The 24,722-nt window shown below is 47.6% G+C and carries 24 protein-coding genes; 13 read left to right on the top strand and 11 right to left on the bottom strand.

What is annotated here, in order from left to right; all coding sequences use genetic code 11:
* The 3 genes from GWR56_RS08375 to GWR56_RS08365 are packed head-to-tail and all read left to right on the top strand — an operon-like array spanning position 1 to position 4,184.
* Complete coding sequence (locus tag GWR56_RS08375; RefSeq protein WP_162430670.1) at positions 1-1,302, top strand: acetylxylan esterase; 1,302 nt, start codon at positions 1-3, stop codon at positions 1,300-1,302.
* Positions 1,303-1,311: 9 nt separating this feature from the next.
* Positions 1,312-2,157 carry a hypothetical protein gene (locus tag GWR56_RS08370; protein ID WP_162430669.1) on the top strand — a complete coding sequence of 282 codons (846 nt, stop codon included), beginning with the start codon at positions 1,312-1,314 and terminating at the stop codon, positions 2,155-2,157.
* A 5-nt stretch (positions 2,158-2,162) separates the two neighbouring features.
* Positions 2,163-4,184: a tetratricopeptide repeat protein gene (locus GWR56_RS08365; RefSeq protein WP_162430668.1), complete on the top strand. Its 2,022-nt coding sequence runs from the start codon at positions 2,163-2,165 to the stop codon at positions 4,182-4,184.
* A 317-nt stretch (positions 4,185-4,501) separates the two neighbouring features.
* On the opposite strand, the gene GWR56_RS08360 is transcribed toward GWR56_RS08365, so the two are convergent.
* Both GWR56_RS08360 and GWR56_RS08355 read right to left on the bottom strand, forming a co-directional pair.
* The gene (locus GWR56_RS08360; protein ID WP_162430667.1) at positions 4,502-5,131 is read right to left on the bottom strand and encodes an RDD family protein; all 630 of its coding nucleotides are present in this window, start codon (positions 5,129-5,131) and stop codon (positions 4,502-4,504) included.
* Between the two features lie 33 nt (positions 5,132-5,164).
* Complete coding sequence (locus GWR56_RS08355) at positions 5,165-5,791, bottom strand: DUF4159 domain-containing protein (RefSeq protein WP_162430666.1); 627 nt, start codon at positions 5,789-5,791, stop codon at positions 5,165-5,167.
* A gap of 286 nt (positions 5,792-6,077) precedes the next feature.
* Between GWR56_RS08355 and GWR56_RS08350 the strand changes: the two genes are divergently transcribed.
* Positions 6,078-7,073 carry a MoxR family ATPase gene (locus GWR56_RS08350; protein ID WP_162430665.1) on the top strand — a complete coding sequence of 332 codons (996 nt, stop codon included), beginning with the start codon at positions 6,078-6,080 and terminating at the stop codon, positions 7,071-7,073.
* 24 nt (positions 7,074-7,097) lie between these two features.
* On the opposite strand, the gene GWR56_RS08345 is transcribed toward GWR56_RS08350, so the two are convergent.
* Complete coding sequence (locus GWR56_RS08345) at positions 7,098-7,565, bottom strand: DUF4293 domain-containing protein (RefSeq protein ID WP_162430664.1); 468 nt, start codon at positions 7,563-7,565, stop codon at positions 7,098-7,100.
* Between the two features lie 66 nt (positions 7,566-7,631).
* Between GWR56_RS08345 and GWR56_RS08340 the strand changes: the two genes are divergently transcribed.
* The 3 genes from GWR56_RS08340 (at position 7,632) to GWR56_RS08330 (ending at position 10,695) form a co-directional block, all read left to right on the top strand.
* Positions 7,632-7,988 carry a hypothetical protein gene (locus GWR56_RS08340; protein WP_162430663.1) on the top strand — a complete coding sequence of 119 codons (357 nt, stop codon included), beginning with the start codon at positions 7,632-7,634 and terminating at the stop codon, positions 7,986-7,988.
* Positions 7,989-8,019: 31 nt separating this feature from the next.
* On the top strand, positions 8,020-8,826 hold the full coding sequence (truA, locus tag GWR56_RS08335; RefSeq protein ID WP_162430662.1) for a tRNA pseudouridine(38-40) synthase TruA: 807 nt from the start codon (positions 8,020-8,022) through the stop codon (positions 8,824-8,826).
* A 111-nt stretch (positions 8,827-8,937) separates the two neighbouring features.
* Complete coding sequence (locus GWR56_RS08330) at positions 8,938-10,695, top strand: ABC transporter ATP-binding protein (RefSeq protein ID WP_238395357.1); 1,758 nt, start codon at positions 8,938-8,940, stop codon at positions 10,693-10,695.
* A 66-nt stretch (positions 10,696-10,761) separates the two neighbouring features.
* Here GWR56_RS08330 and GWR56_RS08325 read toward each other — a convergent pair whose 3' ends face one another.
* Genes GWR56_RS08325 through GWR56_RS08315 form a run of 3 tightly spaced genes read right to left on the bottom strand, consistent with a single transcriptional unit; the run spans position 10,762 to position 12,525 of the window.
* Complete coding sequence (locus tag GWR56_RS08325; protein ID WP_162430660.1) at positions 10,762-11,013, bottom strand: hypothetical protein; 252 nt, start codon at positions 11,011-11,013, stop codon at positions 10,762-10,764.
* A 49-nt stretch (positions 11,014-11,062) separates the two neighbouring features.
* Positions 11,063-11,818 (bottom strand): DUF4846 domain-containing protein, encoded by a 756-nt coding sequence (locus GWR56_RS08320; RefSeq protein WP_162430659.1) that lies wholly within the window; start codon positions 11,816-11,818, stop codon positions 11,063-11,065.
* A complete protein-coding gene (locus GWR56_RS08315; protein WP_162430658.1) occupies positions 11,815-12,525 on the bottom strand; it encodes a M23 family metallopeptidase in 711 nt (236 codons plus the stop codon). Before GWR56_RS08315 ends, GWR56_RS08320 begins: the two co-directional genes overlap by 4 nt.
* Before the next feature lie 213 nt (positions 12,526-12,738).
* Between GWR56_RS08315 and GWR56_RS08310 the strand changes: the two genes are divergently transcribed.
* From GWR56_RS08310 to GWR56_RS08285, 6 genes are all read left to right on the top strand, one after another.
* Positions 12,739-13,212, top strand: coding sequence for a ribonuclease H-like YkuK family protein (locus tag GWR56_RS08310; protein WP_129877731.1), 474 nt, complete (start codon positions 12,739-12,741; stop codon positions 13,210-13,212).
* 134 nt (positions 13,213-13,346) lie between these two features.
* Positions 13,347-14,189, top strand: a complete 843-nt coding sequence (locus GWR56_RS08305; RefSeq protein ID WP_162430657.1) for a sulfurtransferase — start codon at positions 13,347-13,349, stop codon at positions 14,187-14,189.
* A gap of 50 nt (positions 14,190-14,239) precedes the next feature.
* Positions 14,240-14,707, top strand: coding sequence for an SRPBCC family protein (locus tag GWR56_RS08300; RefSeq protein ID WP_162430656.1), 468 nt, complete (start codon positions 14,240-14,242; stop codon positions 14,705-14,707).
* A 188-nt stretch (positions 14,708-14,895) separates the two neighbouring features.
* Entirely contained in the window at positions 14,896-16,530 is a 1,635-nt protein-coding gene (locus GWR56_RS08295) for a TldD/PmbA family protein (protein ID WP_162430655.1), read from the top strand.
* 2 nt (positions 16,531-16,532) lie between these two features.
* Positions 16,533-17,870: a TldD/PmbA family protein gene (locus GWR56_RS08290; RefSeq protein ID WP_162430654.1), complete on the top strand. Its 1,338-nt coding sequence runs from the start codon at positions 16,533-16,535 to the stop codon at positions 17,868-17,870.
* 158 nt (positions 17,871-18,028) lie between these two features.
* Entirely contained in the window at positions 18,029-18,490 is a 462-nt protein-coding gene (locus GWR56_RS08285) for a hypothetical protein (protein ID WP_162430653.1), read from the top strand.
* Between the two features lie 110 nt (positions 18,491-18,600).
* On the opposite strand, the gene GWR56_RS08280 is transcribed toward GWR56_RS08285, so the two are convergent.
* From GWR56_RS08280 to GWR56_RS08260, 5 genes are all read right to left on the bottom strand, one after another.
* A complete protein-coding gene (locus tag GWR56_RS08280) occupies positions 18,601-21,273 on the bottom strand; it encodes a TonB-dependent receptor (RefSeq protein ID WP_162430652.1) in 2,673 nt (890 codons plus the stop codon).
* Positions 21,270-22,214, bottom strand: coding sequence for a GLPGLI family protein (locus GWR56_RS08275; RefSeq protein WP_162430651.1), 945 nt, complete (start codon positions 22,212-22,214; stop codon positions 21,270-21,272). Before GWR56_RS08275 ends, GWR56_RS08280 begins: the two co-directional genes overlap by 4 nt.
* Positions 22,215-22,405: 191 nt before the next feature.
* Positions 22,406-23,074, bottom strand: coding sequence for an RDD family protein (locus GWR56_RS08270; protein WP_162430650.1), 669 nt, complete (start codon positions 23,072-23,074; stop codon positions 22,406-22,408).
* Positions 23,075-23,119: 45 nt separating this feature from the next.
* On the bottom strand, positions 23,120-24,109 hold the full coding sequence (locus tag GWR56_RS08265) for a LiaI-LiaF-like domain-containing protein (protein WP_162430649.1): 990 nt from the start codon (positions 24,107-24,109) through the stop codon (positions 23,120-23,122).
* Between the two features lie 2 nt (positions 24,110-24,111).
* Positions 24,112-24,717 carry a PspC domain-containing protein gene (locus GWR56_RS08260; RefSeq protein ID WP_162430648.1) on the bottom strand — a complete coding sequence of 202 codons (606 nt, stop codon included), beginning with the start codon at positions 24,715-24,717 and terminating at the stop codon, positions 24,112-24,114.
* Positions 24,718-24,722: the final 5 nt, after the last annotated feature.

The following is a 24,722-nucleotide window of genomic DNA, read 5'->3' as shown; positions in this document are numbered from 1 at the left end:
ATGGCTAATCCATCAAACAAGATATTTTTTTTACTGCTATGCCTGTTAACTTTCGCGGCGATAAGCCCGGCCGTAGCCCAGGACGACGAGGAGGGTATATCTACCGTGCTTACCTCGGCCAGCAAGAACGCCATTTTTGATAGCAACGCCAAATATACTTTCGAGGTAAAAAACCCTACCGATGTGGTGCAGGAGGGCACGGTATCATACCTGATTACGCAGCATGGCAAAAAAATAGGTTCGGGCACGCAGAAAGCCCATATCGGTAAAAAAGCCGCGGAGAAATACACCTTTGAGCTGCCGGCCCTAAAGTCGGGTTTTTACAAGGTGAACTTTATGGTGAACATTAGCGAGTACGACGATACCACGCGCCGTGTTTTTGGCATTAAGCCCGAGGAGATACGATCTAAGTACCCCAAGCCTGCCGATTTTGACGCCTTCTGGCAAAAAGCAAAAGCCGAACTGGCACAGGTGAAACCAAACTTTAAGGTAACGCCGATGCCAAAAATGAACACCGATAACCGCAAGGTGTACCTTATCGAGATGCAATCGCTGGATAACTACACCATACGGGGATGGATGACGGTGCCCATCAGCAGTAACAAGAATCGCAAGTTTTCCGTATTATTGGGTTTACCGGGTTACCAGGTTAACTTATTGCCCATAACCGGTCTGGATGAAGACCTGGCTATTATCACCCTAAACGTAAGGGGGCAGGGTAATAGTCGCGGGCCGATCGATACCCGCCGCGACGAGTTTATTTTTTACCGGGTAGAAGACCGCGACAAGTACGTGATGCGCGGGGTGATAATGGATTGCATACGCGCGGTTGATTTTGTGTACGCGCAGCCCAACCTTAAGCACGATAATATACTGGTATCGGGCGGTAGTATGGGCGGGTACCTGGCCATAGCCACCGCCAGCCTTGATAAAAGGGTTAACCTGTGCTCGGCGCAAAACCCTATATTATGCGATGTAAATAATTTAGACGGCGAGGTTACCTGGCCAATAAACGATATCAAAAAATATGTACGTACACAGCCTGGCTTAACCTTTACCAAGGTGCTTGATAATTTAAACTATTACGACGGGAAGAACTTTGCCGCCAACTTAACCTGCAATACCATTATGGGCATAGGCCTGTTAGACCCCTACGCCCCACCCTATAACGAGTATGGCACGTTTAACATCATCCCCGGCAAAAAAAAGCTGCTGGTGTTTAAAGATCTGGGGCACGAAGTAAGCCAGGTGTACAAAGACCTGGAGGGCAGGTGGATGCGCGACGCGTTTGCATTATTTTAACTTTAAAAGATGAATTTACCTAAAACTCACTTAAAGTATTTATTAATTGCCATCGGCATCATGATGCTGGCGCCAAACAGCAGCCACGCGGGTGGTTTCCCGGTGCGGCCAAAACGGTTGCTGCTGTCGCCGTCGTTCAGTTACTTTTATGCCGACAGGGGCTGGGATTCGCTGCGCCGCAAAACGCTGTTTCCCGAGGGCGGGCAGTTCGAGTCGCTTGGGTTTTCGTTATACGCCGAGTATGGTTTAAGCAGGCGCTTTACGTTGGTGGCGCTGCTGCCCTATGTAAAAAACACTTACGAGGATAATACCGCCAAAACCGTTACCATGGGCTTCACCGATTTGGAAGTAGGCCTGCGCTATTACCTGGCCAACATCAACTACATTTATTACTTTACCATACAAGGCACCTTCGTGCAACCCCTGTATACCGACCCCGGCCTGGGCTACAACCAGCAGGGCGCCGAAATTAAGCTTGCCTTTGCAGGCAGCGGCAAGGTGCTGGGTAAAAACTATTATTTTACTTTAGAAAACGGCGTGCGCCAGTACTTCGGCCCCGAAGGGCCCATACAAGACAGGTACACCGGCTCGTTCGGCCTAACGCTCGACAGGAGGTTCCGTCACCAGGTTTCGGTGTCGTTAGGCGGGTTTTACTCGGCCAGCAGCTTTACCAGGTTTTCGCCCATACAATCCACCAATAAAAATTTCGCGTTCAACCAGGCATCGTTTACTTACGGGTACACGTTCAGCAGGCGGTTCTCGGTGTTCTTATCGGCGGGCCATTTCATAAACGGCCGCAATACCGGCGATGGCACAACGGCTTCGGCATCGTTCTTATTTAAGCCTTTCAGATAACAGCCATGGTCAGATTACTTTTGATATTCTTCCTTTTCCCGGTTTGCTGCGCCGCGCAAACCGCCGAAAGCTTTATGCAGAGTGGTAATGCAAAGGCGGGCCAAAAAAACTATAACGCCGCCGTTGCCGATTTCACTAAAGCTATACAGCTTGACCCCAAGAACGGCCGCGCTTACTTTTACCGCGCCAACGCCTATAACGACCTGAAGGAGTACCCCATGGCCGTTCAGGACTATGACCGCGCTATCGAGCTTGACCCTAAAAACCCCTTCGCCTATTTTTATCGCGGCAACGCAAACAACGCGCAGCAAAAATATGTCGATGCCATAGCCGATATTACCAAAGCCATTGCCCTGGCCCCCAATGCAGATATGTACCATTACAGGGCAAACGCCAAAGCCAACCTGGGCGACCACGCCGGCGCGGTTGAAGATTTTACCAAAGCCATTGCGTTAGACCCTAAAGACCCATCTTTGTATGAGTATCGCGGGGTAGCCAAAAGCAACCTGAAGGATAACGAAGGCGCCATTGAAGATTACGACAAAGCGGTGGCCCTCGACCCAAAAAACTCTGACCTGATCTACTACCGGGCTAACTCAAAAGGCAACATCGGCGATTTTAAAGGCGCTATTGCCGATTATACCGCGGCCATAGCCCTGAACCCTAAAAACGCCGAAGCGGTGTTTTACCGGGGCAATGCTTACGGTAACCTTAAAAATTACAAAGCTGCCATTGCCGATTATAAAAGGGTGATTGTACTTAACCCAAAAATGCCAAACCTGTATAAATACCTGGCAAACGCGTTGAGTAACAGCAACGACAAGAAGGGCGCGCTGGAATATTTTGCCCAGGCCATAAAGCAGGACCCTAACAACTCGGAACTGTACCTGTACGATGGCATGGTACGCCGTAACCTGGATGATAAGGAAGGGGCCATTACGGATTTTGATAAGTCGATAGAGCTGAAAGCAAACTCCGATGCTTACCAGAACCGCGCCGATCTGAAACTTGACCGCAAAGATTACGACGGCGCTAAGGAAGATGCTGATAAGGCAATTGAACTGGATGCCAAAAACAGCTACGCCTATATCACCCGTGCCCGTGCCAAACTTGAACTGAAGGACACCGCTACCGCCTTAACCGACCTTAACCTGGGCATAAAAATCAACCCGGGCAACGATTACGCGTATGTAGTGTTGGGGATGATCGCTTACGACCGTAAGGATTATGGTACGGCAGTTAAAAATTACAGCAAATCGTTAGAGATACAACCGGGCAACGTGGAAACCCGCCTGAGGCGCGCCAATACCCGCCTGAAGACCGGCGACAGGCCGGGTGCCTTAGCCGATTTCAAAAAGATAGCAGATATTGGCACCGACGATGATGACTTTTACGCCCGCATGGTAAAAGCCATGATGAAGGCACGCTTTTACAGCGAAAGCCTGCCGATATTAAACGCTTTAATAGCCAAAAACCCTAAGGTGGCTACGTTTTACGTTGGCCGGGGTGCTGCCAAACAAAGTACCGGCGACCCTAATGGCGCTATCATTGATTATAACGCCGCCTTAAAGCTTGATACGGCATCTGTTGATGCTTACAGTAACCGGGGCAGCGCTAAACTCGATCTGAAAGATTACCCGGGCGCATTGGCTGACGTAAATAAGGCCATTAAGATACACGAGGGTGACGAGGAACCTTACCTGATACGCGCCGCTATACGCATGGCCATGAAGAACTACCAGGGCGCTGTGGATGATTATAACAGCGTTTTGTTTATCGATCTGGACAACAACATTGTATTTGCAAAACGGGGACTGGCGCGCAGCTTTTTAGGCGATAACGACCGCGCTAACGCCGACTTTAACTACGCCCTTAAGTTTGAGTCAAAGAATGATGAGATCTACACCCTGCGCGGGCAGGCCAGGCTAAACATGAAAGACCCAACAGGCGCCTGCGCCGATTTTAAACAGGCTATCACCTTAGGTTCAAAAGAGGCCATTGCTTTGGTTAAGATGTATTGTAAGTAGTTCTATTCGCCGTTGTTGGTGTTGTCACCAACAACCTTTTCGCCGTTGTTGGTGTTGTCACCAACAACCTTTAGACAGGTAACCGACACGCTTTTAGCATGGCGGCTTGTTGGTATTCGCCGTTGTTGGTGTTGTCACCAACAACCTTTTAGACAGATAACCGACACGCTTTTAGCATTGCGGCTTGTTGGTATTCGCCGTTGTTGGTGTTGTCACCAACAACCTTTAGACGGATAACCGACCGCTTTAGCATGGCGGCTTGTTGGTGACAACACCAACAGGGCAAAAATCGTCTGCATATCCGCACACCTGCACATCTACCTGTTCCGTACCAGCACATAGGTGCGGGCTATCTTATCGTGCCAGGCCTGCTTGTGGTCGTCCCATAAAATGGCAAGGTAGCCCACCAGGAAAACGATCTGCGAAAGAAACTTGCTGAGGTTACGTAGCAGCGCCCGGCCCATGCTCAGCCTGCGGCCGTCGGTATCTACAACCACCAGGCGGCATATTTTTTTGCCCGGGCTGCCTTGCAGCGGGGTGGCCTCGCAAATGGCGTTGTAAAAGGCAAACACCAAAAAGTTCATTAGGGTAACCTGGAAAAACAGGGGCATATCCTCTTTGGTGAGGGTATTATCTAACATCTTTTTATAAATAGGCGCGGTAATATCACCCGTAACAAGCGACAGCAGGTTGGATACGATCACCGAATCGATAACGTAAGCCAGCAGGCGCCACCAAAATCCGGCCAGATTATCCTCGGTAGGGAAATAAAAGCCCTGCGCTTCAAAGTAGTCGAATAGTTCGGGCAGGTCAGATGCCCGCTGCCAGTCGCCGCCCAGCGGCGATAGCACCATGGTATCCAACTCAAGGTGCATACCCAGCAATTCTTCAAGCGTATAAGGGCCTTCTTCGCGGTCGTTTATAGATATATAGTAGCCTTCTGTCATGTAAATTTTAAATCCCGATAAATATAATGCTAATTACGAATTCATGGCGTAAACAATAATGTTTACCCCAAATTTGGTATTGTCTTCGGCCAGGAAACGCTTGTTGCGGAAGTCGTAATCCCACTCGCAGCCGTAATCCTTACTGCTGTACAATACGCCTATGCGGCCATTTATTTCAATGGCTTTCAGGTAATCGTGTACCAGGTCGTCGCCCCATCCGTTCAGTTCAAAGGCGGTTGTTGGCGGCCCTTTATCAAACTTAAAGAACGAACTGTACAGCTTATGGGTATTGGGTATCTTCTTCAGGGCTGTTGGCCCAAACAATGCCGCCATTTGCGCCTCGAATGATTTGGCGAACAGCCCGTCGATATCGTGGTTGCAATCGTCAACAAAAACAAAGCCGCCGTTTTGTACATATTTTTTAAAGTTGGCTTTCTCCTTAGCGTCAAACTGCACCAGTTTGTGGCCGCTCAGATAACAAAAAGGGTAATTAAAAATATCCTCACTGCTCAGGGGGATCACCTTTTCGGCGGTATCAATGGGGATAGTGGTATATTCAAGCAAAGAGTTAAGCAGGTTTGACGGCATACGCTGGTCGGTGTCCCAATCGCCGCTGTGGTAGCTTAACCTTGTAAAAGTGAATTTTTGCCCGTATGCCATTTGCCGCCGATCCCAATAGATATCGGGACTAAAATTAAACAAAAATATTGCCCGCTATTATTAATAAACATAACAGGGTGTAAAGTTTTAGATACTTTAGCGTGATTTTTATAAAAAAGCATGGTATTTAGTTAAAAGCATAATATCTTGTAGCCTCAGAGCCTCACCCCAACCCTTACCGAAGGACGGCGAGAAAAACCCCCTTTGCGCAGCAGAGAGGGTGGTCGGGCGAAGCTAAGACCGGGTGAGTAATAAAAACGCTGACAGTTATATAATTGATAACACATTGGAACTGACCGAAAAAAACATAAATGCCCTGCTGCAAAAATTACCGGCATTAAAAGCCGAGATACAAAAGGTAATTGTTGGGCAGGATGCTATACTGGACGAACTGCTGGTTGCATTTTTGGCCGGAGGGCATTGCCTGCTTGAGGGTGTGCCCGGTCTGGCTAAAACGCTGATCGTTAAAACCATGTCGCAGGCGTTGCACCTGTCGTTCAGGCGCATACAGTTTACGCCCGACCTGATGCCTACGGATATCATAGGTACCGAGATACTGGAGGAAGACCATGCCACCGGAAGGCGCTTCTTTAAATTCAATAAAGGCCCGTTGTTTGCCAACATTATACTGGCAGACGAGATAAACCGTACGCCGCCCAAAACGCAGTCGGCCCTGCTGGAAGCCATGCAGGAGTTTGAGGTTACCTACGGCGGGCAAACCTATCCGCTGGATAAACCTTTTTTTATCCTGGCTACGCAAAACCCCATTGAACAGGCTGGTACATACCCATTGCCCGAGGCACAGCTCGACAGGTTTTTGCTGCTGATCAAGATTGGCTACCCAACCCCGGATGAAGAGTTCGCGATATTGAATCGCACCACGGGCAGCCAAAAGGCAGATGTGCAGGCCGTGATCACCGCTGACGAAATTATACAGGCCCAGGCGCTGGTAAGGCAGGTAACTATCAATGAAGACCTTACCCGATACGTTAGTGAGGTGATCCGCGCTACCCGGCCCGATACCACTAATACAGCTTACGTAAAAGAATGGGTACGCTGGGGCGCCGGCCCGCGCGCAGGGCAGGCACTGATACTTACCGCTAAAGCGAGGGCATTGCTAAAAGGCCGTTATTCGGTTGTGATGGAGGATATCCACGCCATGGCGCCTGCTGTTTTAAGGCACCGTATATTAATGAATTTTAAAGCCGAAGCCGAGGGCATCACATCAGATAAAGTAACCGCCGAACTGCTAAAGGTAACAGAACGTAAAGGCGGGCTATAAACCCGGCTTTATTTGCCATGCAGTTTACCGCAGCCTGTCGGCCGATTTTACAAGCTTTTCGTCGCGTTGGATGGCTTTAACCGCGAATATGATGAGTATGATGCTCAGCGAGGTTAAAAACAGGCCAATACCCATGTTCTTATATTCCAGCTGAATTTGGCCAACCACTTTTTTAACGGTTTGCGCCATCCAAAAACTGTAGCCTATAAGCAGCAGTATGGCGCTGTAACAAAGTGCTATTTGCTGTTTGCGGTTTTTGTATAAAAAGATAACCGCAAAAGGTATAAGCGCGGCAATAACAGTAATAATGGTAAGCGCCAAAAATTGCTGTATTTGCTTATCCTGCCCGTTAACAATTTCGTAAACGCCGGTAACAGATACGTTCACCAGTTTACCGCCCACAAAAATGTTATGTGCGAGCGGGAATATGAAGAGCGCAAAAAGTACTAATGAAGCAAACAGCAGGTATATGGATTGGATACGTTGTAGCATTTTTTTTAAGGGTTGTAGATTGAAACAAAGATAAATGCTTTTTAATTACTTTTATTTTTCAATTATATGAAAATAGATTTTCTACGTAATGTGATAAGTTTTATTGACGAATTTGGAGTCATTAAAAAGCATTCGCCACTCTCTACCAGTTTCTACGAGGTAGAAATATTAGCAGACGGCCGGGTCTTGGTTTGTGAAGCCCCCTTTAACTTTGAATATCGGGCCAAGTCAAATTTATATTGTTTAAGCAGAACTCTTGATGTAGAATGGTTTTTATCTGTGCCTAACTTGTGTTTTGAAGATGATTTGTATGTCGGATTTACTTCCTGGGGCAATGAAATTTATGCAAACTCGTTGGCCTGCTATAGGGTGGGGATTGATACGAATTCCGGACTACTAAAAAGCGTAGAATTCACAAAATAATAAGTTTGCCAAATGATGTTAACTTTGTACCGTGGCCAACACCCAGCGATATTTTATTGAGCTAAGTTACGATGGCACCAACTATCACGGTTGGCAGGTGCAGCCAAATGCCGTTACCGTACAAGAGTTATTGGATAAAGCGCTGACAACCCTGCTGCGCCAACCCATAGAAACCACCGGCTGCGGCCGTACAGATACCGGCGTGCATGCTAAAGAGTATTATGCGCATATTACCCCCCACCCCCCTGAAGGGGGCGCTGAAGAAGCACTTCAAAAATTCCCCCTTCAGGGGGTTAGGGGGTTAAACGCCCTGCTGCCGCATGCTATCGCCGTAAAAAATATCATCCCAGTACATGCTGATGCGCACGCACGGTTCGACGCTACCCTGCGCTCGTACGCGTACCATATCCACTTCGAAAAAGATCCGTTTTTGCACGGCTACTCCTGGCTGCTGCGCGACAGGCCAAATTTGGAACTGATGAACCGGGCGGCGGCAATTATCATGGAATACTCAGATTTTAGCTGTTTTAGTAAAAGTAATACACAGGTTAAAACCAATAATTGTAAAATTGTAAAAGCGGAATGGGCGGAGACGGAAAACGGCATCGTTTTTCATATCTCTGCCGACAGGTTTTTGCGTAACATGGTGCGGGCCATAGTGGGCACGCTGATCATGGTGGGGCGTGGTGAAATGCAGCCGGAAGATATCCGCAACATCATCGAAAGTAAAAGCCGCCGCAACGCGGGAATGAGCGTACCGGCGTGCGGCTTGTATTTAACAGAAGTAAGGTACCCTTATATAGCCCCTAACCCTGAAAGGGGAACAAATTTGACTTAATAAATGAGTAAAGACAATAAAAAAGATACTTCAAAAACTCCCCCTTCAGGGGGTGGGGGGGCTGCTGTAGTTACAGGTAAGGCGCTCGACTGGAAATTGCTGGGGAGGGTTATGCGCTATGTTAAGCCTTATAATGGCACATTTATCATAGCGGCATTGCTTACCATTTTTTTGGCGGGCATTGCTTTGGTACAGCCCATCCTGATACAAAAAACGCTTGATAAGGAGATATTGGGCAACAACTACAACGGCCTGGTTTTTATGGTTGGGCTGATGATCACTCAGCTGCTTATCCAAACTGTTGCGCAATATTACCAAACCTATCTGACCAACTCGTTGGGGCAGTCGGTTATCCGCGACCTGAGAGTAGATATTTTTAACCACATCACCAGCTTGCGGTTAAAATATTTTGACCGTACACCTATCGGGATGCTGATTACGCGTACCGTGTCTGACCTGGAGACCATCGCCGATATTTTTTCGGAAGGACTCATCTCCATTATGGGCGATATGCTGCTGGTATTTGCCGTTATCGGGTACATGCTTTGGCAGGACTGGAAACTGGCGCTCATTACACTGATACCCATGCCGCTGCTTTTTGCATCTACATATGTTTTTAAGGAAGCGATAAAATCGTCCTTCCAGGAAGTGCGCACGCAGGTAGCCCAGTTAAATACCTTTCTGGCCGAACACATCAGCGGTATCAGCATTATACAATACTTTGCCCGCGAAGAGCAGGAAATGCGCAAGTTTAAAGCGGTCAATTTAAAATACCGCGATGCCAACATCCGCTCAAACTGGTACTATTCTATCTTCTTCCCAGTGGTCGAGATCTTGTTTGCCATTTGTATAGCGCTTTTGGTTTGGTATGGCTGTAAACGCATCCTGAACGATCAGCAGATGCACGCGCTGTCGGCATCGCCTAATGGTATCACTCCCGGCGTTATTACGGGGTTTATTGTGCTGCTCAACATGCTTTTCAGGCCGATACGCCAACTGGCCGATAAATTTAACACGCTGCAAATGGGTATGGTAGGCGCCGACAGGATATTTAAGGTTTTAGATACCGATGAGGTTGCTATCGACGAAGGTAAGCTTGCGCCGCCGGCCTTAAACGGCGAAATTGAGTTTAACAACGTTTGGTTTGCTTATAATGATGAGAACTGGGTACTAAAGGACATAAACTTTCATATTAAACCCGGCGAAACCCTGGCACTGGTTGGCGCAACCGGGGCGGGCAAATCGTCCACCATCAACATCCTTAACCGCTTTTATGATATTGGCCGGGGTGAGGTTAAGGTTGACGGGCACGACATACGCGAGTATAAGGTAGATTACCTGCGATCGCGGATAGCTACGGTTATACAGGACGTATTTTTGTTTACCGATACCATCGGCAACAACATCAGCCTGAACAATACCGCCATAACGCGCGACGAAATTATCGCGGCAGCAAAAGATGTGGGCGCGCATGAGTTTATTGAGCGCCTGCCGGGCGGATACGATTATAATGTGATGGAGCGCGGGGCAACCCTTTCGGCAGGGCAGGCGCAGCTGATCTCGTTTATCCGTGCGCTGGTGTATAACCCCGCTATACTGGTTTTAGATGAAGCTACCTCATCCGTAGATACCGAAACCGAGCTGCTGATACAAAATGCCATTAACAAGCTGATGCAGGGCCGTACAGCTATTGTAATAGCCCACCGCTTATCAACCATACAAAATGCCGACAAGATCATCGTGCTTGACCACGGCGAGATAAAAGAAATGGGCACTCACCAGGAATTACTGCGTATAGAAAATGGCTACTACCGCAAACTGTACGATCTGCAATTTAATTCGGCCGGCATAGCTAAGCCCTTGTTATAGTTTAGAGGTTAGATGAAAGTCCTCTCCTTTGGAGAGGATTTAGGTGAGGCTTTCCCCGAACGCGCGTTATTTAGATTCCAGCCGGCGGGCGTCATCATCTGATGCGTCGGGCTGATCATCAGCGGGCGGGGTCTTAACCGGCGTTACAGGCTGTTCGCGGTTCTCGTAATACTTCGCTACGTTTTCCTGCTCCGGCTCGTCAGCATGATATTCCTTATCCCTATTTTTCACTACACTTTTGTGGCCTTCATCGTTAGGCCTATCTGTGGGCGTATCAGATGGCGACGGCTTATCGTGGTTGTTTGCAGGTGTTGTCATGATATGATAACAGGCAAATCAAAAAATTGTTGATTGCTTTCGCAGCTCATCAAAATCTTTTTAAATATTTAAAATTCACCAATTCGCCATAAGGTATGTCTGCTATTGTATCCAGACTAAACCACGGTGATCCGTTTTGCAGCACCTGTATATTTTGAGCGGGCATAAAGCTTTGCGCCAGCAGGAACTGCTTTTTATGGGCGGCATTCTCGGTAACATCCATCACTATAAAACAATGCCCCGGCGAGCCACCTTTTATAAAGACGTCACCAGCTTTTATATCGTTAGGGTTGGTAACGGGCTTCAGTTCTTTTTGAAGCGATAGTGTGCCGGCATAAGAGAACACCAGGTTCATGTATCGTAGAAAGTTAGGGTAGCTGTAATCCTTTTTACCCCGTAATACCCACCGCTCGTTAGCGTAGCGGTAACCGTTGGCATAGTGGGTATAGTCGCATTTAAACCCACTGGTAAAATTAAAGGCAATGGCATTGTAATTTCCCTGTTGGTACAAGTATTCGGCTCGCAGGCGCATTACGGCATCGGCGCATTGCTGGAGGTCTTGTGTACCAATACTCATATCAATTACTGCGGCGGTATAAGGGTCGGTATGGGCAATACTGCCGGTGTAAGTTCTCGTGTGCGTTCCCGCTGGTTTAAGCCGAAGGGTTTGCAGGTAAGCCCCAAAGCTACCCGGAGCAACAGCAACATGGTTATACCCTGCCGATGGCTTAAAGCGGGTGCGCACATTGTCCGGGGCAAATGCCATGGTTGCAATTAGTAATACCAGGGATAAGATATTTTTCATTGTGCTGTTGATTTAACCAGTTGCCGGTAAGGGTTAAAAGGTACGGGCAGCCCATCCTTTATATGAAAGGCGGAAAAGTGCAAATGGGTAGGCGAGCGTTTCTTATAAGCATTAAGCCCGGTACGGCCAACCTCGGCTATTTTTTGGCCTTGCTTAACCCCATCGCCGGGTTGCACAAATATTACCTGGTTATGGGCGTAATAGGATATAAAACCTTCGGGGTGATACACCCAGATAAATTTGCCGCCACGCATGGTGCTTGCCGGTTCCCATTGACTACTACACGCTATTACTACACCATCCTCAATTGCCAGTACGTTTACAGGGGTGCCGGTTTTATCATCAATGCCATCCTGATTTTTGTCGCGTATAAAAATATCATGTGCAGGATGGGCGGTGTGTTTATTGCCATCCAGGTAGTTGTAGCCTTTATCGCTGTAGCCATTGCCGTTGGTGCCGCCAATTGCGTTGCTATTATAGCCTTTTAAAGGAAAGGCCCACGGCCCAAAAGCCACAGGTTTAGGTATTATCTTGTCTAACTGGTCAATAAGCGTTTTAAACTGTTTTGCGGCATCCAAACGTTTAACGGTGCTGTTCAATACGCGATTGTTAAGCTCATTTACTTTTAGGCAGACAGATCTTGCATCCTGCGCGAATACCGGGAAAGTAAGTACAAGGACAATAAATAGCAGTAGCAGCTTTTTCATAATTGGTAGACTAAATTTAAGGAAAAGCCGGATGGGATGCAATTCTATTAACATAACCTCAATAATTTCAAGGGCTCGATAGCGCTAACATGTTAATATTCAGCTAAATGTTAACAAATAATTTACTGCGCATTAACGTTTATAAAATAGTTTATCGCTTATTTTTATAGACCTGTAAAAAGGCCGTACTAAAATAACTCTAAAACTATTTTTATGACCTGGAGAAAATTTAGCGGAGAGGTGATCCAAACACCTATACTGGAAGAAGTGGAAGCTGCCATTGAACGGGAAACCAACCTGGGCAATAAACTAAAAGTTTGTATCGGTACAGATTCGCAGGTGAAAGGCTCGGTTACCGATTTTGCCACTGTTATTGTTTTTATTCGTGAACAGCGCGGCGCATTCATGTTCATCCACCAGGAGCGCACCTCGCAAAAAATGAGCATTAAAGAGCGGATGCTTTACGAAGTACAAAAGTCTATTGACATTGCCTATAAGCTTTGCGACCTGCTTGACCTTTACGATGTGGGTCTTGAAGTACATGCCGATATCAACACCAACCCTATGTTTAAAAGCAATGCCGCCCTGCACGAGGCTATGGGTTATATATTAAGCATGGGCTTTGTATTTAAAGCCAAGCCCGAAGCCTTTGCAAGCTCGTGCTGTGCCAATAAGATGGTGCAGTAGTCAGAGAATAAAGATTGGTGATCAGAGATTAGTTATTGGCAATTTTATTTGTGCCGGGCTTTTTCTAACTTGCCCTGCGAAGTGATTAAGGAGTGTCCCTAATCTCTAATCACTAATTAACTAATCACTAAAGAATGTCCCCATTAATAGAAATTACCGATTCCCGGGTATTTGACCCGGCTACGATATTGATTGATGTACGCGCAGGGGCTAATGCGCACGAGCGTTACCTTGCCGGGCACCTGCCCAACGCCATTTTTGCCACGCTGGATGATGATCTGGCCGCGCACCCTGCCGACCCTGCTTATGGGGGCAGACACCCCCTACCATCGTTGAAAGACTTTGCCAGCACATTGGGGCATTGGGGTATAACACCCGATAGCCATGTGGTGGTGTATGATGATAAGAACGCTGCCATGGGCGGCGCGCGCCTTTGGTGGATGCTGCGCTCGATAGGCCTTACCAACGTGCAGGTATTGAACGGCGGCCTAAAAGCTGCTACAGATGAAGGCATTGAATTAAGCACCGATGATTACCAACCCAAACCGGCGGCAGCATATCCAATCCCTGCCCAATACAGCAACACAGTAGATATAGAAGAAGTTAAAGCAGCCGCCAAGGCCGACGACCGCATGGTAATCGACGTACGCGAAGGGCAGCGTTATTTGGGCCATACGGAACCGCTTGACCTTGTTGCAGGGCACATACCCGGCGCGGTTAACCTGTTTTACAGTAACAGCCTATCGCCCGAAGGCAAATATCTAACCGCGCAGGCGCTGGCTACGCTATACAAGGAGACATTTGGCGGTGTAAACCCGGCGAATGTGATCGTTCATTGCGGATCGGGCGTTACAGCCTGCCACACCTTGCTGGGCATGGAACACGCGGGTATTACCGGGCCAAAGCTGTATGTAGGATCGTGGAGCGAGTGGAGCCGCCGGAACCTGCCAATTGCTACGGAAGCGAACGGACTATAATTAATGGAGCTAACCATATAACAATTACCTACCCAGCCTGTTATCCCCTCGTGAAAACATACGCCTTAAAACTAAAACAGCAAATCCCCATCAGTTTAGATGAGGCCTGGGATTTTTTTTCGTCGCCGCTAAACCTGGCAAAGATAACGCCGCCTGATATGCGTTTTGTGGTAACATCTGATTACACCGCCGAGACGAAAATGTACGCCGGCATGATCATTACCTACAAAATATCGCCCATGCTGGGCATTAAGCTAAACTGGATGACCGAAATTACCCACGTGCAGGATGGTAAATATTTTGTAGACGAACAACGTTTTGGGCCCTACGCTTTATGGCATCATCAGCACCACTTTAAAGAAATACCCGGCGGTGTTGAAATGACCGATATCCTCAACTACGCTATCCCCTACGGCGCTATAGGCCGTTTAACCAATAAGCTGCTTGTTGCCAGTAAGATCAGGAAGATATTTGAATACCGTGTAAAGGCGATAGAAGACCTGTTTGGGAAGATGTAACCCTGCGTTGTTGCGTAGCGATAGCGTACAAATCTTAGTTATAAAGTAGGCAATAGGCCATTGAGAACCGCTTTGCACTTGCAAGGCCGGCTTGATTATCTACAGATCTGCACATCCGCACATCTAAAACCATATTTGCATATCCGCATATCAAATTATTATATTTAGGCAATAAATACTGACCCATTTTGAAAAGAAAAGATTTCCTTTACCTTACCGGCATGGGCATAAGTGCTTCCATGCTTAGCAGGTTTACCGCGGCTGGTTCGCCCATTGTGCCCGGTACCCGCATGCGCGATGTTGATGTGGCCATAAAAAAGCGCATGAGCGATGTGGCCCTTAATGCCGCCCGCGCTAAAGGCGCTGCCTATACCGATGTGCGCCTGGGCCGCTACCTTAACGAGTACGTGGTTACGCGCGACAAAAATATCGAGAATATTGTTGATACCGAAAGCTACGGTATGGGCATACGCGTTATTGCCAATGGCTGCTGGGGTTTTGCCGCTACCGACAGGCTGGATAACGACAGTATTGCACGCGCTGCCGAAACGGCCGTTGCCATTGCTAAAGAAAACTCGCGCCTGCAAACCGAGCCGGTACAGCTGGCCCCGCAAAAGGGCTATGGCGAGGTTAGCTGGAAAACACCTATCGAGCGCAACGCCTTTGAGGTGCCGATGAAAGAGAAAACCGACCTGCTGCTATCGGTTAACGATGCCGCGTTTAAGAACGGCGCCAACTACGTTAACTCGGTACTGTTTATGGTGAACGAGCAAAAGTATTTCGCGTCGACCGATGGCTCGTACATCGACCAGGACATTCACCGCATCTGGCCGGTGTTCGGTGTTACCAAAATTGACGAAAAGAGCGGCAAGTTTGAAACCCGCAGCTCGTTAAGCGCACCGCGCGGAATGGGCTATGAGTACCTGGTACCGCGCGCAAGCGATAAGATAAAAAGCCAGACCACCCTATACCGCGACCGCTACGACATGCTGGAAGATGCGGGCGCGGCTGCCTTACAGGCCGCCGAAAAGCTGAAGGCAAAAAGTGTTGAGCCGGGCAAGTACGACCTGGTGCTTGACCCAAGCCACCTGTGGCTTACCATCCACGAGTCGGTGGGGCATCCGTCCGAGCTCGACCGTGTGCTGGGCTACGAGGCCAACTTTGCCGGTACCAGTTTCCTTACACTGGACAAGTGGAAAACAGGCAAATTTAACTTTGGCAGCAAGCATGTAAACATTGTGGCCGATAAACTGCAGCCGGGTTCGCTTGGCGCTGTTGGTTACGATGACGAGGGCGTGGGCACCAAGCAATGGGATATCATCAAGGACGGCATACTGGTAAATTACCAGGCTATTCGCGACCAGGCGCACATTATCGGCTTAAAAGAGTCGCAGGGGTGCTGCTACGCCCAAAGCTGGCGCGATGTTCAGTTTCAGCGTATGCCAAACATATCACTGCAGCCGGGCAAAGAAACGCTTGCACCTGCGGACATGATCAAAAATGTAGAAAAAGGGATTTACATCATCGGCGACAGTTCGTTCTCGATAGATCAGCAGCGTTACAACTTCCAGTTCAGCGGCCAGCTTTATTACGAGATCAAAAACGGCAAAATTGTGGGTATGCTAAACGATGTGGCCTACCAGGCCAATACCCAGGAGTTTTGGAACGCCTGCGCAGCCGTATGCGATAAAAATGATTACCGCTTAGGCGGGTCGTTTTTTGACGGTAAGGGCCAGCCTATGCAGGCCAGCGCGGTATCGCACGGTTCATCAACAGCCCGTTTTAACGGGGTTAACGTAATTAACACAGCAAGAAAAATATAGATATGGCTATTTTAACAGAAGATGAATGCCGCGCGATACTTAAAAAAGCGCTGAGCTATTCAAAAGCCGACGAGTGTGAAATAAACCTTTACGGGTCGGATTCGGCCAACATCAGGTATGCCCGCAACAACGTATCAACCAGCGGCGCTATCAGCAGCACCGGCATGGTTGTATCATCGGCATATGGTAAAAAACTCGGGGTTATCACTTTAAACGAATATACCGACGAGGCCATACAACATGCTGTAAAACGGTCGGAAGAACTTGCGCAGCTGGCACCCGAGAACCCGGAATACATGCCGTTTTTAGGGCCGCAAACCTACGGTCCGGGCGGAAAAACCTTTATACCGGCAACCGCGGCCTTAACGCCTGCGCAGCGCACTACCATGGTTGAGCAAAGCCTTAACATTGCCAAACAAAACAAACTTACCGCGGCAGGCTTTTTGCAAAGCAGCAGCGGTTTTAGTTCGGTCATGAACTCGAAAGGGTTATTCCTTTACGATACCTCAACTAATGTTAACTTTTCGGCAACACTGCGCACAGGCGACGGACAGGGATCTGGCTATGTAACCAAAGATTATAACGATGTAGCTAAGATGGACGCGGTTGGGTTTACCAAAATTGCCGCGCAAAAAGCGGCCGCGTCAACAGGGGCCAAAGCCCTGGAACCGGGCAAGTACACCGTGATACTGGAACCCGCGGCAGGCATTGTACTGCTTGAGCAACTGTACGGCAGCCTTGACGCCCGCAGCGCCGACGAAGGCCGCAGTTTTTTAAGCAAACCGGGCGGCAAAACACGCCTGGGCGAAAAACTGGTTGACGAACGGGTGAACATTTACTCGGACCCGACCAACCCCGAAGTGCCCTCGAGCCCCTGGGCTGGCGACGGACAGCCCCTGCAAAAAATGAGCTGGATAGAAAAAGGTGTGCTAAAGAATGTGAGCTACTCGCGCTATTGGGCGCAAAAAAAAGGCGTAAAACCTGTTCCCGGCCCTTCTAATATCATCATGGAGGGCGGCACCCAAAGCCTGGAAGAACTGATAAAAGGTACCGAAAAAGGTATTTTGGTTACCCGCCTGTGGTACATACGCCCGGTTGACCCCCAAACCTTGCTTTATACCGGCCTTACCCGCGATGGTACTTTTTACATCGAGAACGGGCAGATCAAGTTCCCGATAAAGAACTTCAGGTTTAACGAAAGCCCGGTTATCATGCTGAACAACCTGGATGCCCTTGGCAAAGCAGAACGTACTGTAAGCGGCGAAAGCAGCCAGAGCGCCCTGATACCGCCAATGCGGATAAGGGATTTTACGTTCAGCTCGTTGTCTGACGCGGTGTAGTGGAGTTTGCATAACAAACATTAGTACATAGTATAGCGATGGGTAAAACCCATCGCTATTTTTTTCCGTTTAATAGTTAAGATCTCCCACAGTTTTCAAATGACCTCGCCAATACTACCGAACCAGAAATAATAATTATCTTTCCTAAAACTTTAAAGATGTCTTTCGCAAACGGCACACTTATTACAACCCCCAACGGCACAACAGCCATAGAACAATTAAAAATCGGCTATACTGTATCGGCATGGACACCCACAGGTGTAATACCAAAAGCCGTTGTACATAGTCTTGGTGAGACGGACCTTCCGTCGCTTACGCTTATGCAGCTTAGTTTCAACGATGTTACCTTGCTGGTTACCCTGGATCAACCTGTTGTACTGGCAGATAACAGCATAAAAAAAGCCGGGCAGCTTAACCCGGTTACCGACCACCTTATGGGTACAAACGGCCAGCCGGTAAAGTTAACCTCGCTAAATATGGGGATGTATAACCTTGGCATACATTCTATAATTATTGACACGCCGGCCAAAAGCGGCCAACACCGTATTATAGCTAACGGCATTGTTTGCGGCGATTATTTGATGGAAATAATGCCCTCGACTGATAAGGATTATGATTAGCGCTGGATACGAAGCCTTACAACGGGCCAAACGGTAACGGTCGGTATAACTTATCTGGCGTTCAAGCCTTCGACAGGTTCATGACTGACAGATTTTACGCATAACCCATCTTACAAATTAAACATCACCTTAGCCAGCAAAAACCTGCCCGGTATGGTGTACGAGCTGCTGGTAAAGGTATTGGCCGACAGGTACAGCGCGCTGTATGTTTTGGTGTTGAACAGGTTTTGTGCGCTCAGTTCCAAATCAAGCTTTAGCTTATCAAACTTGTACTTCATGGATGCATCAGCAAAAATGTATTTAAGGTCATTGGCCTGCTGCTGGTGCGTATAATAATGGTCGGCAGCAATGCTAAAGAACAAAGTATTAAGCGGGTTATAATTTACCGATGCCTGTTGTATCAGCCGCTGAAACTTACTGGCGCCTGCCACAGCCGGCGACTTGCTGGTTGTTTCGTCGTAATTTGCCTTATAGCTAAAGTTGACGGTGCTGCTCACCTTGGTATCGGCACCGGCGCTAAACGTTGTAGAAATGGTGTTATAAGGCAATATAATATTGTTTTGTATCTGGTTAAGCTTTGTAGTTTGTACCGATACGCCAGCGCTAACGGTGGTGCGCAACCCAAAAATATATTTGCTGACATTGCCGCTGCCCGTCCACGAATCTACATTGTTGTTATATGGCAATACAATACGCTGCTGGATGTTATCGGTTAATATGCTCGACGCGATGTTATTGGCATTGATGTGGCTGTACGACGCATTTACACCAAAAAAGAAAAGGGTAATGGCCTTGCGGTAATTAAAGCCCAGCATGGCGTTTTGCGTTTTGCGCTCGGTAAGGTCGGCGTTATTGGCATACAGCGAGCGGTAGTTTTTTAGGATATAGCCGTTATAAACATCCTGTATGTTGCCAATATCGTTACGGAAGTTATACCCCGCAGAAATATAGTTCTCAACCCCGGTTTGGTATTTAAGCGATACGCGGGGGTTAAAATATAAACGGGTAAGGTCCTTATCCAGTTTATAATAATTATCGTTATAGCTTATCTGCTGCAGGTTTAGCGGCAGCGTTATGCTCATTTTTAATTTATTGCCGGGGATATCGAAACCCGCTTCGGCATATGCTTTACGTCGCTGCCAGCTCAGGTTGTTCACGGCACTGTCTGATAATAGGTTTACCGAATTATCTGCCTGCGTAACATTTAACGCTGATTGCAGGTCCTGCGATTGCAGGCTGAACCCGGCTTTGTAGCTTTGCGTTAAATAATTACCCGGTACTTTATAACTTATGTAATTATTGGTGAACCAGGTAGGGATATCTACCGTTTGGGTTAGCTGCTTATAAGCTAAGCCGTTGTTAAAGATATCCGGATTAAGGCCGGGGTCTATGACGCGGTTCTCGGGTTCGGTGCTACGGTTAAGGTAACTGTAAAACTCCAGTATCTTGTTACTTTTACTGGTTTTCATCAGGTTAAACTCGTTTGATAGGTCCATCAAATTATCCCTAAAAATCTGGTTGACGGGCGTGCCGTTGGTAGTTAGCGCCGAGTAGCCGGTATTGCGGCTGTAATCGGCAATAAAGTTATTGGTAAGGTAATATTTATCGCGGTTAACGTTTGCCGATAGCTGGGTGTGCAGAATATCCGGGCGGCGGCGGTTGTTCTGTACTTCCGCGTAGCGGATGGTATCGGTTGGCAGGTAATACTCGCTAAACCTGGTGTAGTTTTGCTTCTGACTATCATGCAGGTAAGATATATTGGCCTTTACCTGTACATCGTTTTTCAAATTTACCAGGTTATTCAAATTTAATATACCTGCCTGGTTAAAGAGGTAGCGGTTGCGCGGCAGGTCGGGATCGCCGGCGGTGCCTAATGACAATACAGTGTTCGGCTTGTCGTTATCCAGCCTTGACAGGTAGCTGGACAGGTTGTGCGATACCAGGTCGTATGCCACATCGTTACCGGTGTTATTGGCCTTTAAGTAATTTATTGCCTTGTATTTATCCTTAAACATCATGGCGTTAAGGTCGGCATAGTACTTATCGGGCAGGCCTGCACCAACGGTCTCCTGGCCAACCAGTTGCAGCTTGGCATCCTTTTTTATAGTGAGGTTTAAAGCCACATCTTCGCTCACTACCTTATCCTTCAGCATTTTTACCGGCTGATGGTTTTCCATCACCTGCACCTTATCAACCACTCCCTTAGGGATGGAACTTGTGGCTATATTGTATTTATCATCCAGCAGGTTATCTCCGCCAATATACAGGTTGGATATGGCCTTGCCGTTGTAGCTGATCTTGCCGTCTTTAGCCACATCAATACCGGGCAGCTTTTTTATCACATCGCCAATTACCCTGTCCTGCGGACTGCTAAAATCTGATACTTTATAATCGGTGGTATCGCCATGCACCCGTAAGCGCGGGTTATTATCCTTCACGGTTACAGCCTTTAACTGGTTTACCGAGTGGGCAAGCTTAAAGTTGTAGGTTGCGGCAGCATCGGTAACCGGTTTGGCCTGCCTTGAAAACCCTACGCAGCTTACCTCTATAACCAGGCCGCTTTTGTTTGCATCGGCAGGTATTTGCAGGGTATAATTGCCTTTGTCATCGCTGCTGGTGTAAGCAATGATGAGGTTGCCGTTGTTTTTAAGGTTTATACTTGCAAATGAAATGGCTTTGTCCAGGCTATCGGTGACCGTACCTTTTAGGCTTTGGGCAAAACCCGCGGCAGAGCACAGCATACAAAAAACGAATGCCGCTCCCAGTCTTTTTAATAAACTCATTTCTTTTCTGGCAGTTCTAACGGGTTATTAATTACAGGCCCGTTGGCCACCTGAAACTTCATGTTGGTATTTACGCCCGGCGCTATGCGCATAGTTGCGCCCGACGCTGCCATTGCGCTTTGCATAAAGGCGGCCGGATCTTTTTTCATGGCCTCTTTCAGCTTAGTAAACTCCTTTTCGGTGGTTTTTATACCGGTTGATGGCAGGGAGATAATACCCGGGTCTTCGTTGGCATCTTCCATACCTATCATTTTAACAACCATACCGCCGGATTGTATGGTGCTGCCGTCGCCGGCGCCGGGGGCCGGCTTTTCAAGTTTACTGGCATCATCCATTCCATCAAATTTGAAAACAACCTGCTTGTTGGTATCATAGGCCTCCACAATCAAACCGGGCAAGCCGTTCAGTTTCCAGGGGCCGCTGTGAAAAGGCAGGTCGGGGCAAAACCAGGCGGTGTAATCGCGGCCGGCGAAATGGCCTGTCGCCTTCTGGCATTTCAGGCCCGAAAAGCTGGCGGTATCGGCGCTAATCTTCCAGTTAATAACGGGCAGCGGCTCTTCTATCAGGTAATTATTTACCAGGCGCTCTTTACGAACCAGCTTTTTTTGCGCCGGATACATATAATACTCGTTATTGGTAATTCCCGGTCCGCCGCGTTTAATATTAATATTTCCGCCTGCGCCGGCGTTTGCTTTTATCTGATCGGCAATTTGCTTACGCATCATGGCGTCCTGCATTTTGCGGTCGTAGCTTTTGTAGACGCTTGCGTTACGGCCTAAAAACAGCACCATGTTTTCCGTATAAGGTTCATTAGGTTTAAGCGTATCGCGCAGGTGCGAGAATTTATAATGAACTACAGCCTGTGTAGTATCAGGCTTTTGCGCATGGGCTGCGAGCGCGGCGGCGCACATGCATAAGATCAGCGTAAATAATTTTTTCATAAACTGTGATATCTTTTAAGAGGTTGACTAATGATATCACAAATATAACTAACAGATTAGTCAAATTACGAACACTTCGTAGTATTTAACATTTTTTAACTTATTAAGGTTGGGAGAGGTTAAGAGTTATAGATGTTGTAAGGTTAAATGATCTGACGTTTTTTAACCCTTATAACCCTTTATAACCAAAATCAACTATCCAATCTGTCCTTAATTACCACCGTATCGGCCAGCATATCGTGAAGGCATTGTTGTTTTTGGCTAAAAAAACACATTAGGTAACCTATAAAAAAAGTAGCTGTGGACAGGTATTTACCCAGGTTACGGCCTATGGCCTGTGCAGCGGTAATTTGCTCGCCGTAAAGGTCGCATACACGTATCTTCATCAGTTGCTTGCCAAAGGTGCCACGTGTGGGGCCGGCCTCCATTTTAACGTTATAGATGATCTTACCGATGGGTGTTAATGCTACAATGCCCGCGGTAATACCAATACGTATAATTTTATTTTCATCGCCGGGCAGGGCAAGCAGCAATATAAGCAATACAACCAATGCCGCCATAATAAACGCCGCGAATACGATAAGCCAATCGATAACGGCGGCAATGGCGCGCTGGTCAAAGCTGCCGAAGTATTGCATGGGTAATGGCTGCCTGTTAAAACCAAAAAGCTGCCTTAATGCAGCAATTTCATGGGCTTCCTTATAGTCGTCCATGTCGGCGGTTTTTACAAAATCGCCGGGCTTAATTTTACGCTCTTTTAATTCGGCTATGCTAAACGGGCCATTTGGCTTACCGTTGATGACCAGTATATACTGGTCGGTATCGGAAGGGTGTAAAATTTTATTGCCGGATGGTTGCATAGTTTTCAAAAGTAAACATTAGCGTACCCATCCGGCAATAAATTATTAGTATTTAACTACCTTAAAGTCAGACACGCCACCTTTTAAGTGAATAAACATTTTATTGGTTGCCGCGCCGAAACCTTGTGTTTCGTAAACGTTATCGCCTTTTTTATCAAACCCGTTAAACTCGCTTGATGAAAGACCCGAGTTTGTGGTAATACGGCAGGCCGCGTTTGCAGGCACCTTTATCTCTACCTCGGATACTCCTGTTGAAACTTCAACATTTGTAGTTGCCAATGGTTGCCCAAGCTTCACATGGAATGATGCCGCGCCACCATTGATCACAAAATTGCGTACCTTATATGGTGACATGTCGAAATCCAGTTCGGTTGCGCCGGCTTTTACATTAATGTCCCATACCGGGTTTACATTCAGTTTAATGGCTGCCGAATTGCCGTTATCGCTATCCCATTGGATATGGCCTTTTTTATCCTTCATGTGCAGGGTAAGCACCGGTACGTTACCTTCCATTGTGTGGGTGTATATGTACCTGTTGTAGCGCTCTTTAGTTACTGCCGAAAATAGCTCGCTTGTTGTGTCCTTTAGCGTATAAAGCGTACCGCCGCCGCTTATATTCAGTTTGGCAGCCGTGGTGCCGGGTGTAAAAGGCTCGGTATAAGTGCTGCTGCCTTCAACCTTAACAACGCCTTTGCTATCGCTGGTATCATCGTCATCATCATCGTCGTAGTCGCCATTATCTTTGTACCAGCCCTTGTCGTTAAAATGCCAGTTGTTGCTAAACGGATAAAACCGGCTTGTAGGCACAAACAATATCAGCGCAAAGCCTAACAGCACAACGCCGATTTTTACGGCGAGCGCCCAGTTACTGCGGTTGTTGGCAAACACCAGGTTTACGCCGCCCATGATCAAAAATATCGGCCAAAAGCGCCACAAGCTGGCCCAATGAAAGTTGATCACATGATAATTATCTAACAGGAACGTGGTTCCTAACAGCACCAGGATAAGGCCTGGTATAATTTTATCGCTTTTCATGGTTATACGGTTGTAGGGTTATCGTTTGATTGTTCGTCGGTTGCTTCAGCCTTGGTTTCGGCGGTAAAATCAGCCTCCTTTTTTTCGGCATGCCAGCCTTCTTTTTCCCAAGGCTGTTTTTTACTGCCAAACAACAGGGTAGCGCCAATGGCTACCAGTATTACCGGCCATAATTTTTCAAAGTCCCAGTCGGGGATAATGTCAAACTCGTCCAGCAAAAATATGGCGCCGAGGCCTATCAATATCATCCCGAACACTACACCCACGTTTGATGACTTTTTTGGTGTATACGGTGTAAATGGCTGCCCTGGCATTGGTGGCGGGGGTACGGTATAATCTACATGCACATCTCTAAAACCATGGCCGTAATTGGGGTTATACCCGGGTGTTACCCCCGGCTTAAAGGTTGGGTCGTTGTAGTTGAACGGGCGTTTTGGCAGTACTATCCACAGTACAATGTATGGCAGTATGCCAACGCCTTTTAAAAACACGGCCAATACGAATACTACCCGTACAACCGATACGTCTACATTAAAATACTCGGCTAAGCCTGCGCAAACGCCACCTACTGTTTTGTGGCGCTCGTCTCTGTAAAGTTTCTTTTCCATTATCT

It is taken from the genome of Mucilaginibacter sp. 14171R-50, from assembly GCF_010093045.1.
GTDB lineage: Bacteria > Bacteroidota > Bacteroidia > Sphingobacteriales > Sphingobacteriaceae > Mucilaginibacter.
Note: the sequence above shows the minus strand (reverse complement) of the source record. Positions and strands in the feature narration are given on the sequence as shown.

What these genes read in the sequence shown, in the direction of transcription:
- GWR56_RS08375 (WP_162430670.1), top strand. Translation starts at nt 1, where the DNA reads ATGGCTAATCCATCAAACAAGATATTTTTTTTACTGCTATGCCTGTTA.
- GWR56_RS08370 (WP_162430669.1), top strand. Translation starts at nt 1,312, where the DNA reads ATGAATTTACCTAAAACTCACTTAAAGTATTTATTAATTGCCATCGGC.
- GWR56_RS08365 (WP_162430668.1), top strand. Translation starts at nt 2,163, where the DNA reads ATGGTCAGATTACTTTTGATATTCTTCCTTTTCCCGGTTTGCTGCGCC.
- GWR56_RS08360 (WP_162430667.1), bottom strand. Translation starts at nt 5,131, where the DNA reads ATGACAGAAGGCTACTATATATCTATAAACGACCGCGAAGAAGGCCCT.
- GWR56_RS08355 (WP_162430666.1), bottom strand. Translation starts at nt 5,791, where the DNA reads ATGGCATACGGGCAAAAATTCACTTTTACAAGGTTAAGCTACCACAGC.
- GWR56_RS08345 (WP_162430664.1), bottom strand. Translation starts at nt 7,565, where the DNA reads ATGCTACAACGTATCCAATCCATATACCTGCTGTTTGCTTCATTAGTA.
- GWR56_RS08340 (WP_162430663.1), top strand. Translation starts at nt 7,632, where the DNA reads ATGAAAATAGATTTTCTACGTAATGTGATAAGTTTTATTGACGAATTT.
- GWR56_RS08330 (WP_238395357.1), top strand. Translation starts at nt 8,938, where the DNA reads ATGCGCTATGTTAAGCCTTATAATGGCACATTTATCATAGCGGCATTG.
- GWR56_RS08325 (WP_162430660.1), bottom strand. Translation starts at nt 11,013, where the DNA reads ATGACAACACCTGCAAACAACCACGATAAGCCGTCGCCATCTGATACG.
- GWR56_RS08320 (WP_162430659.1), bottom strand. Translation starts at nt 11,818, where the DNA reads ATGAAAAATATCTTATCCCTGGTATTACTAATTGCAACCATGGCATTT.
- GWR56_RS08315 (WP_162430658.1), bottom strand. Translation starts at nt 12,525, where the DNA reads ATGAAAAAGCTGCTACTGCTATTTATTGTCCTTGTACTTACTTTCCCG.
- GWR56_RS08310 (WP_129877731.1), top strand. Translation starts at nt 12,739, where the DNA reads ATGACCTGGAGAAAATTTAGCGGAGAGGTGATCCAAACACCTATACTG.
- GWR56_RS08305 (WP_162430657.1), top strand. Translation starts at nt 13,347, where the DNA reads ATGTCCCCATTAATAGAAATTACCGATTCCCGGGTATTTGACCCGGCT.
- GWR56_RS08290 (WP_162430654.1), top strand. Translation starts at nt 16,533, where the DNA reads ATGGCTATTTTAACAGAAGATGAATGCCGCGCGATACTTAAAAAAGCG.
- GWR56_RS08285 (WP_162430653.1), top strand. Translation starts at nt 18,029, where the DNA reads ATGTCTTTCGCAAACGGCACACTTATTACAACCCCCAACGGCACAACA.
- GWR56_RS08280 (WP_162430652.1), bottom strand. Translation starts at nt 21,273, where the DNA reads ATGAGTTTATTAAAAAGACTGGGAGCGGCATTCGTTTTTTGTATGCTG.
- GWR56_RS08275 (WP_162430651.1), bottom strand. Translation starts at nt 22,214, where the DNA reads ATGAAAAAATTATTTACGCTGATCTTATGCATGTGCGCCGCCGCGCTC.
- GWR56_RS08270 (WP_162430650.1), bottom strand. Translation starts at nt 23,074, where the DNA reads ATGCAACCATCCGGCAATAAAATTTTACACCCTTCCGATACCGACCAG.
- GWR56_RS08265 (WP_162430649.1), bottom strand. Translation starts at nt 24,109, where the DNA reads ATGAAAAGCGATAAAATTATACCAGGCCTTATCCTGGTGCTGTTAGGA.
- GWR56_RS08260 (WP_162430648.1), bottom strand. Translation starts at nt 24,717, where the DNA reads ATGGAAAAGAAACTTTACAGAGACGAGCGCCACAAAACAGTAGGTGGC.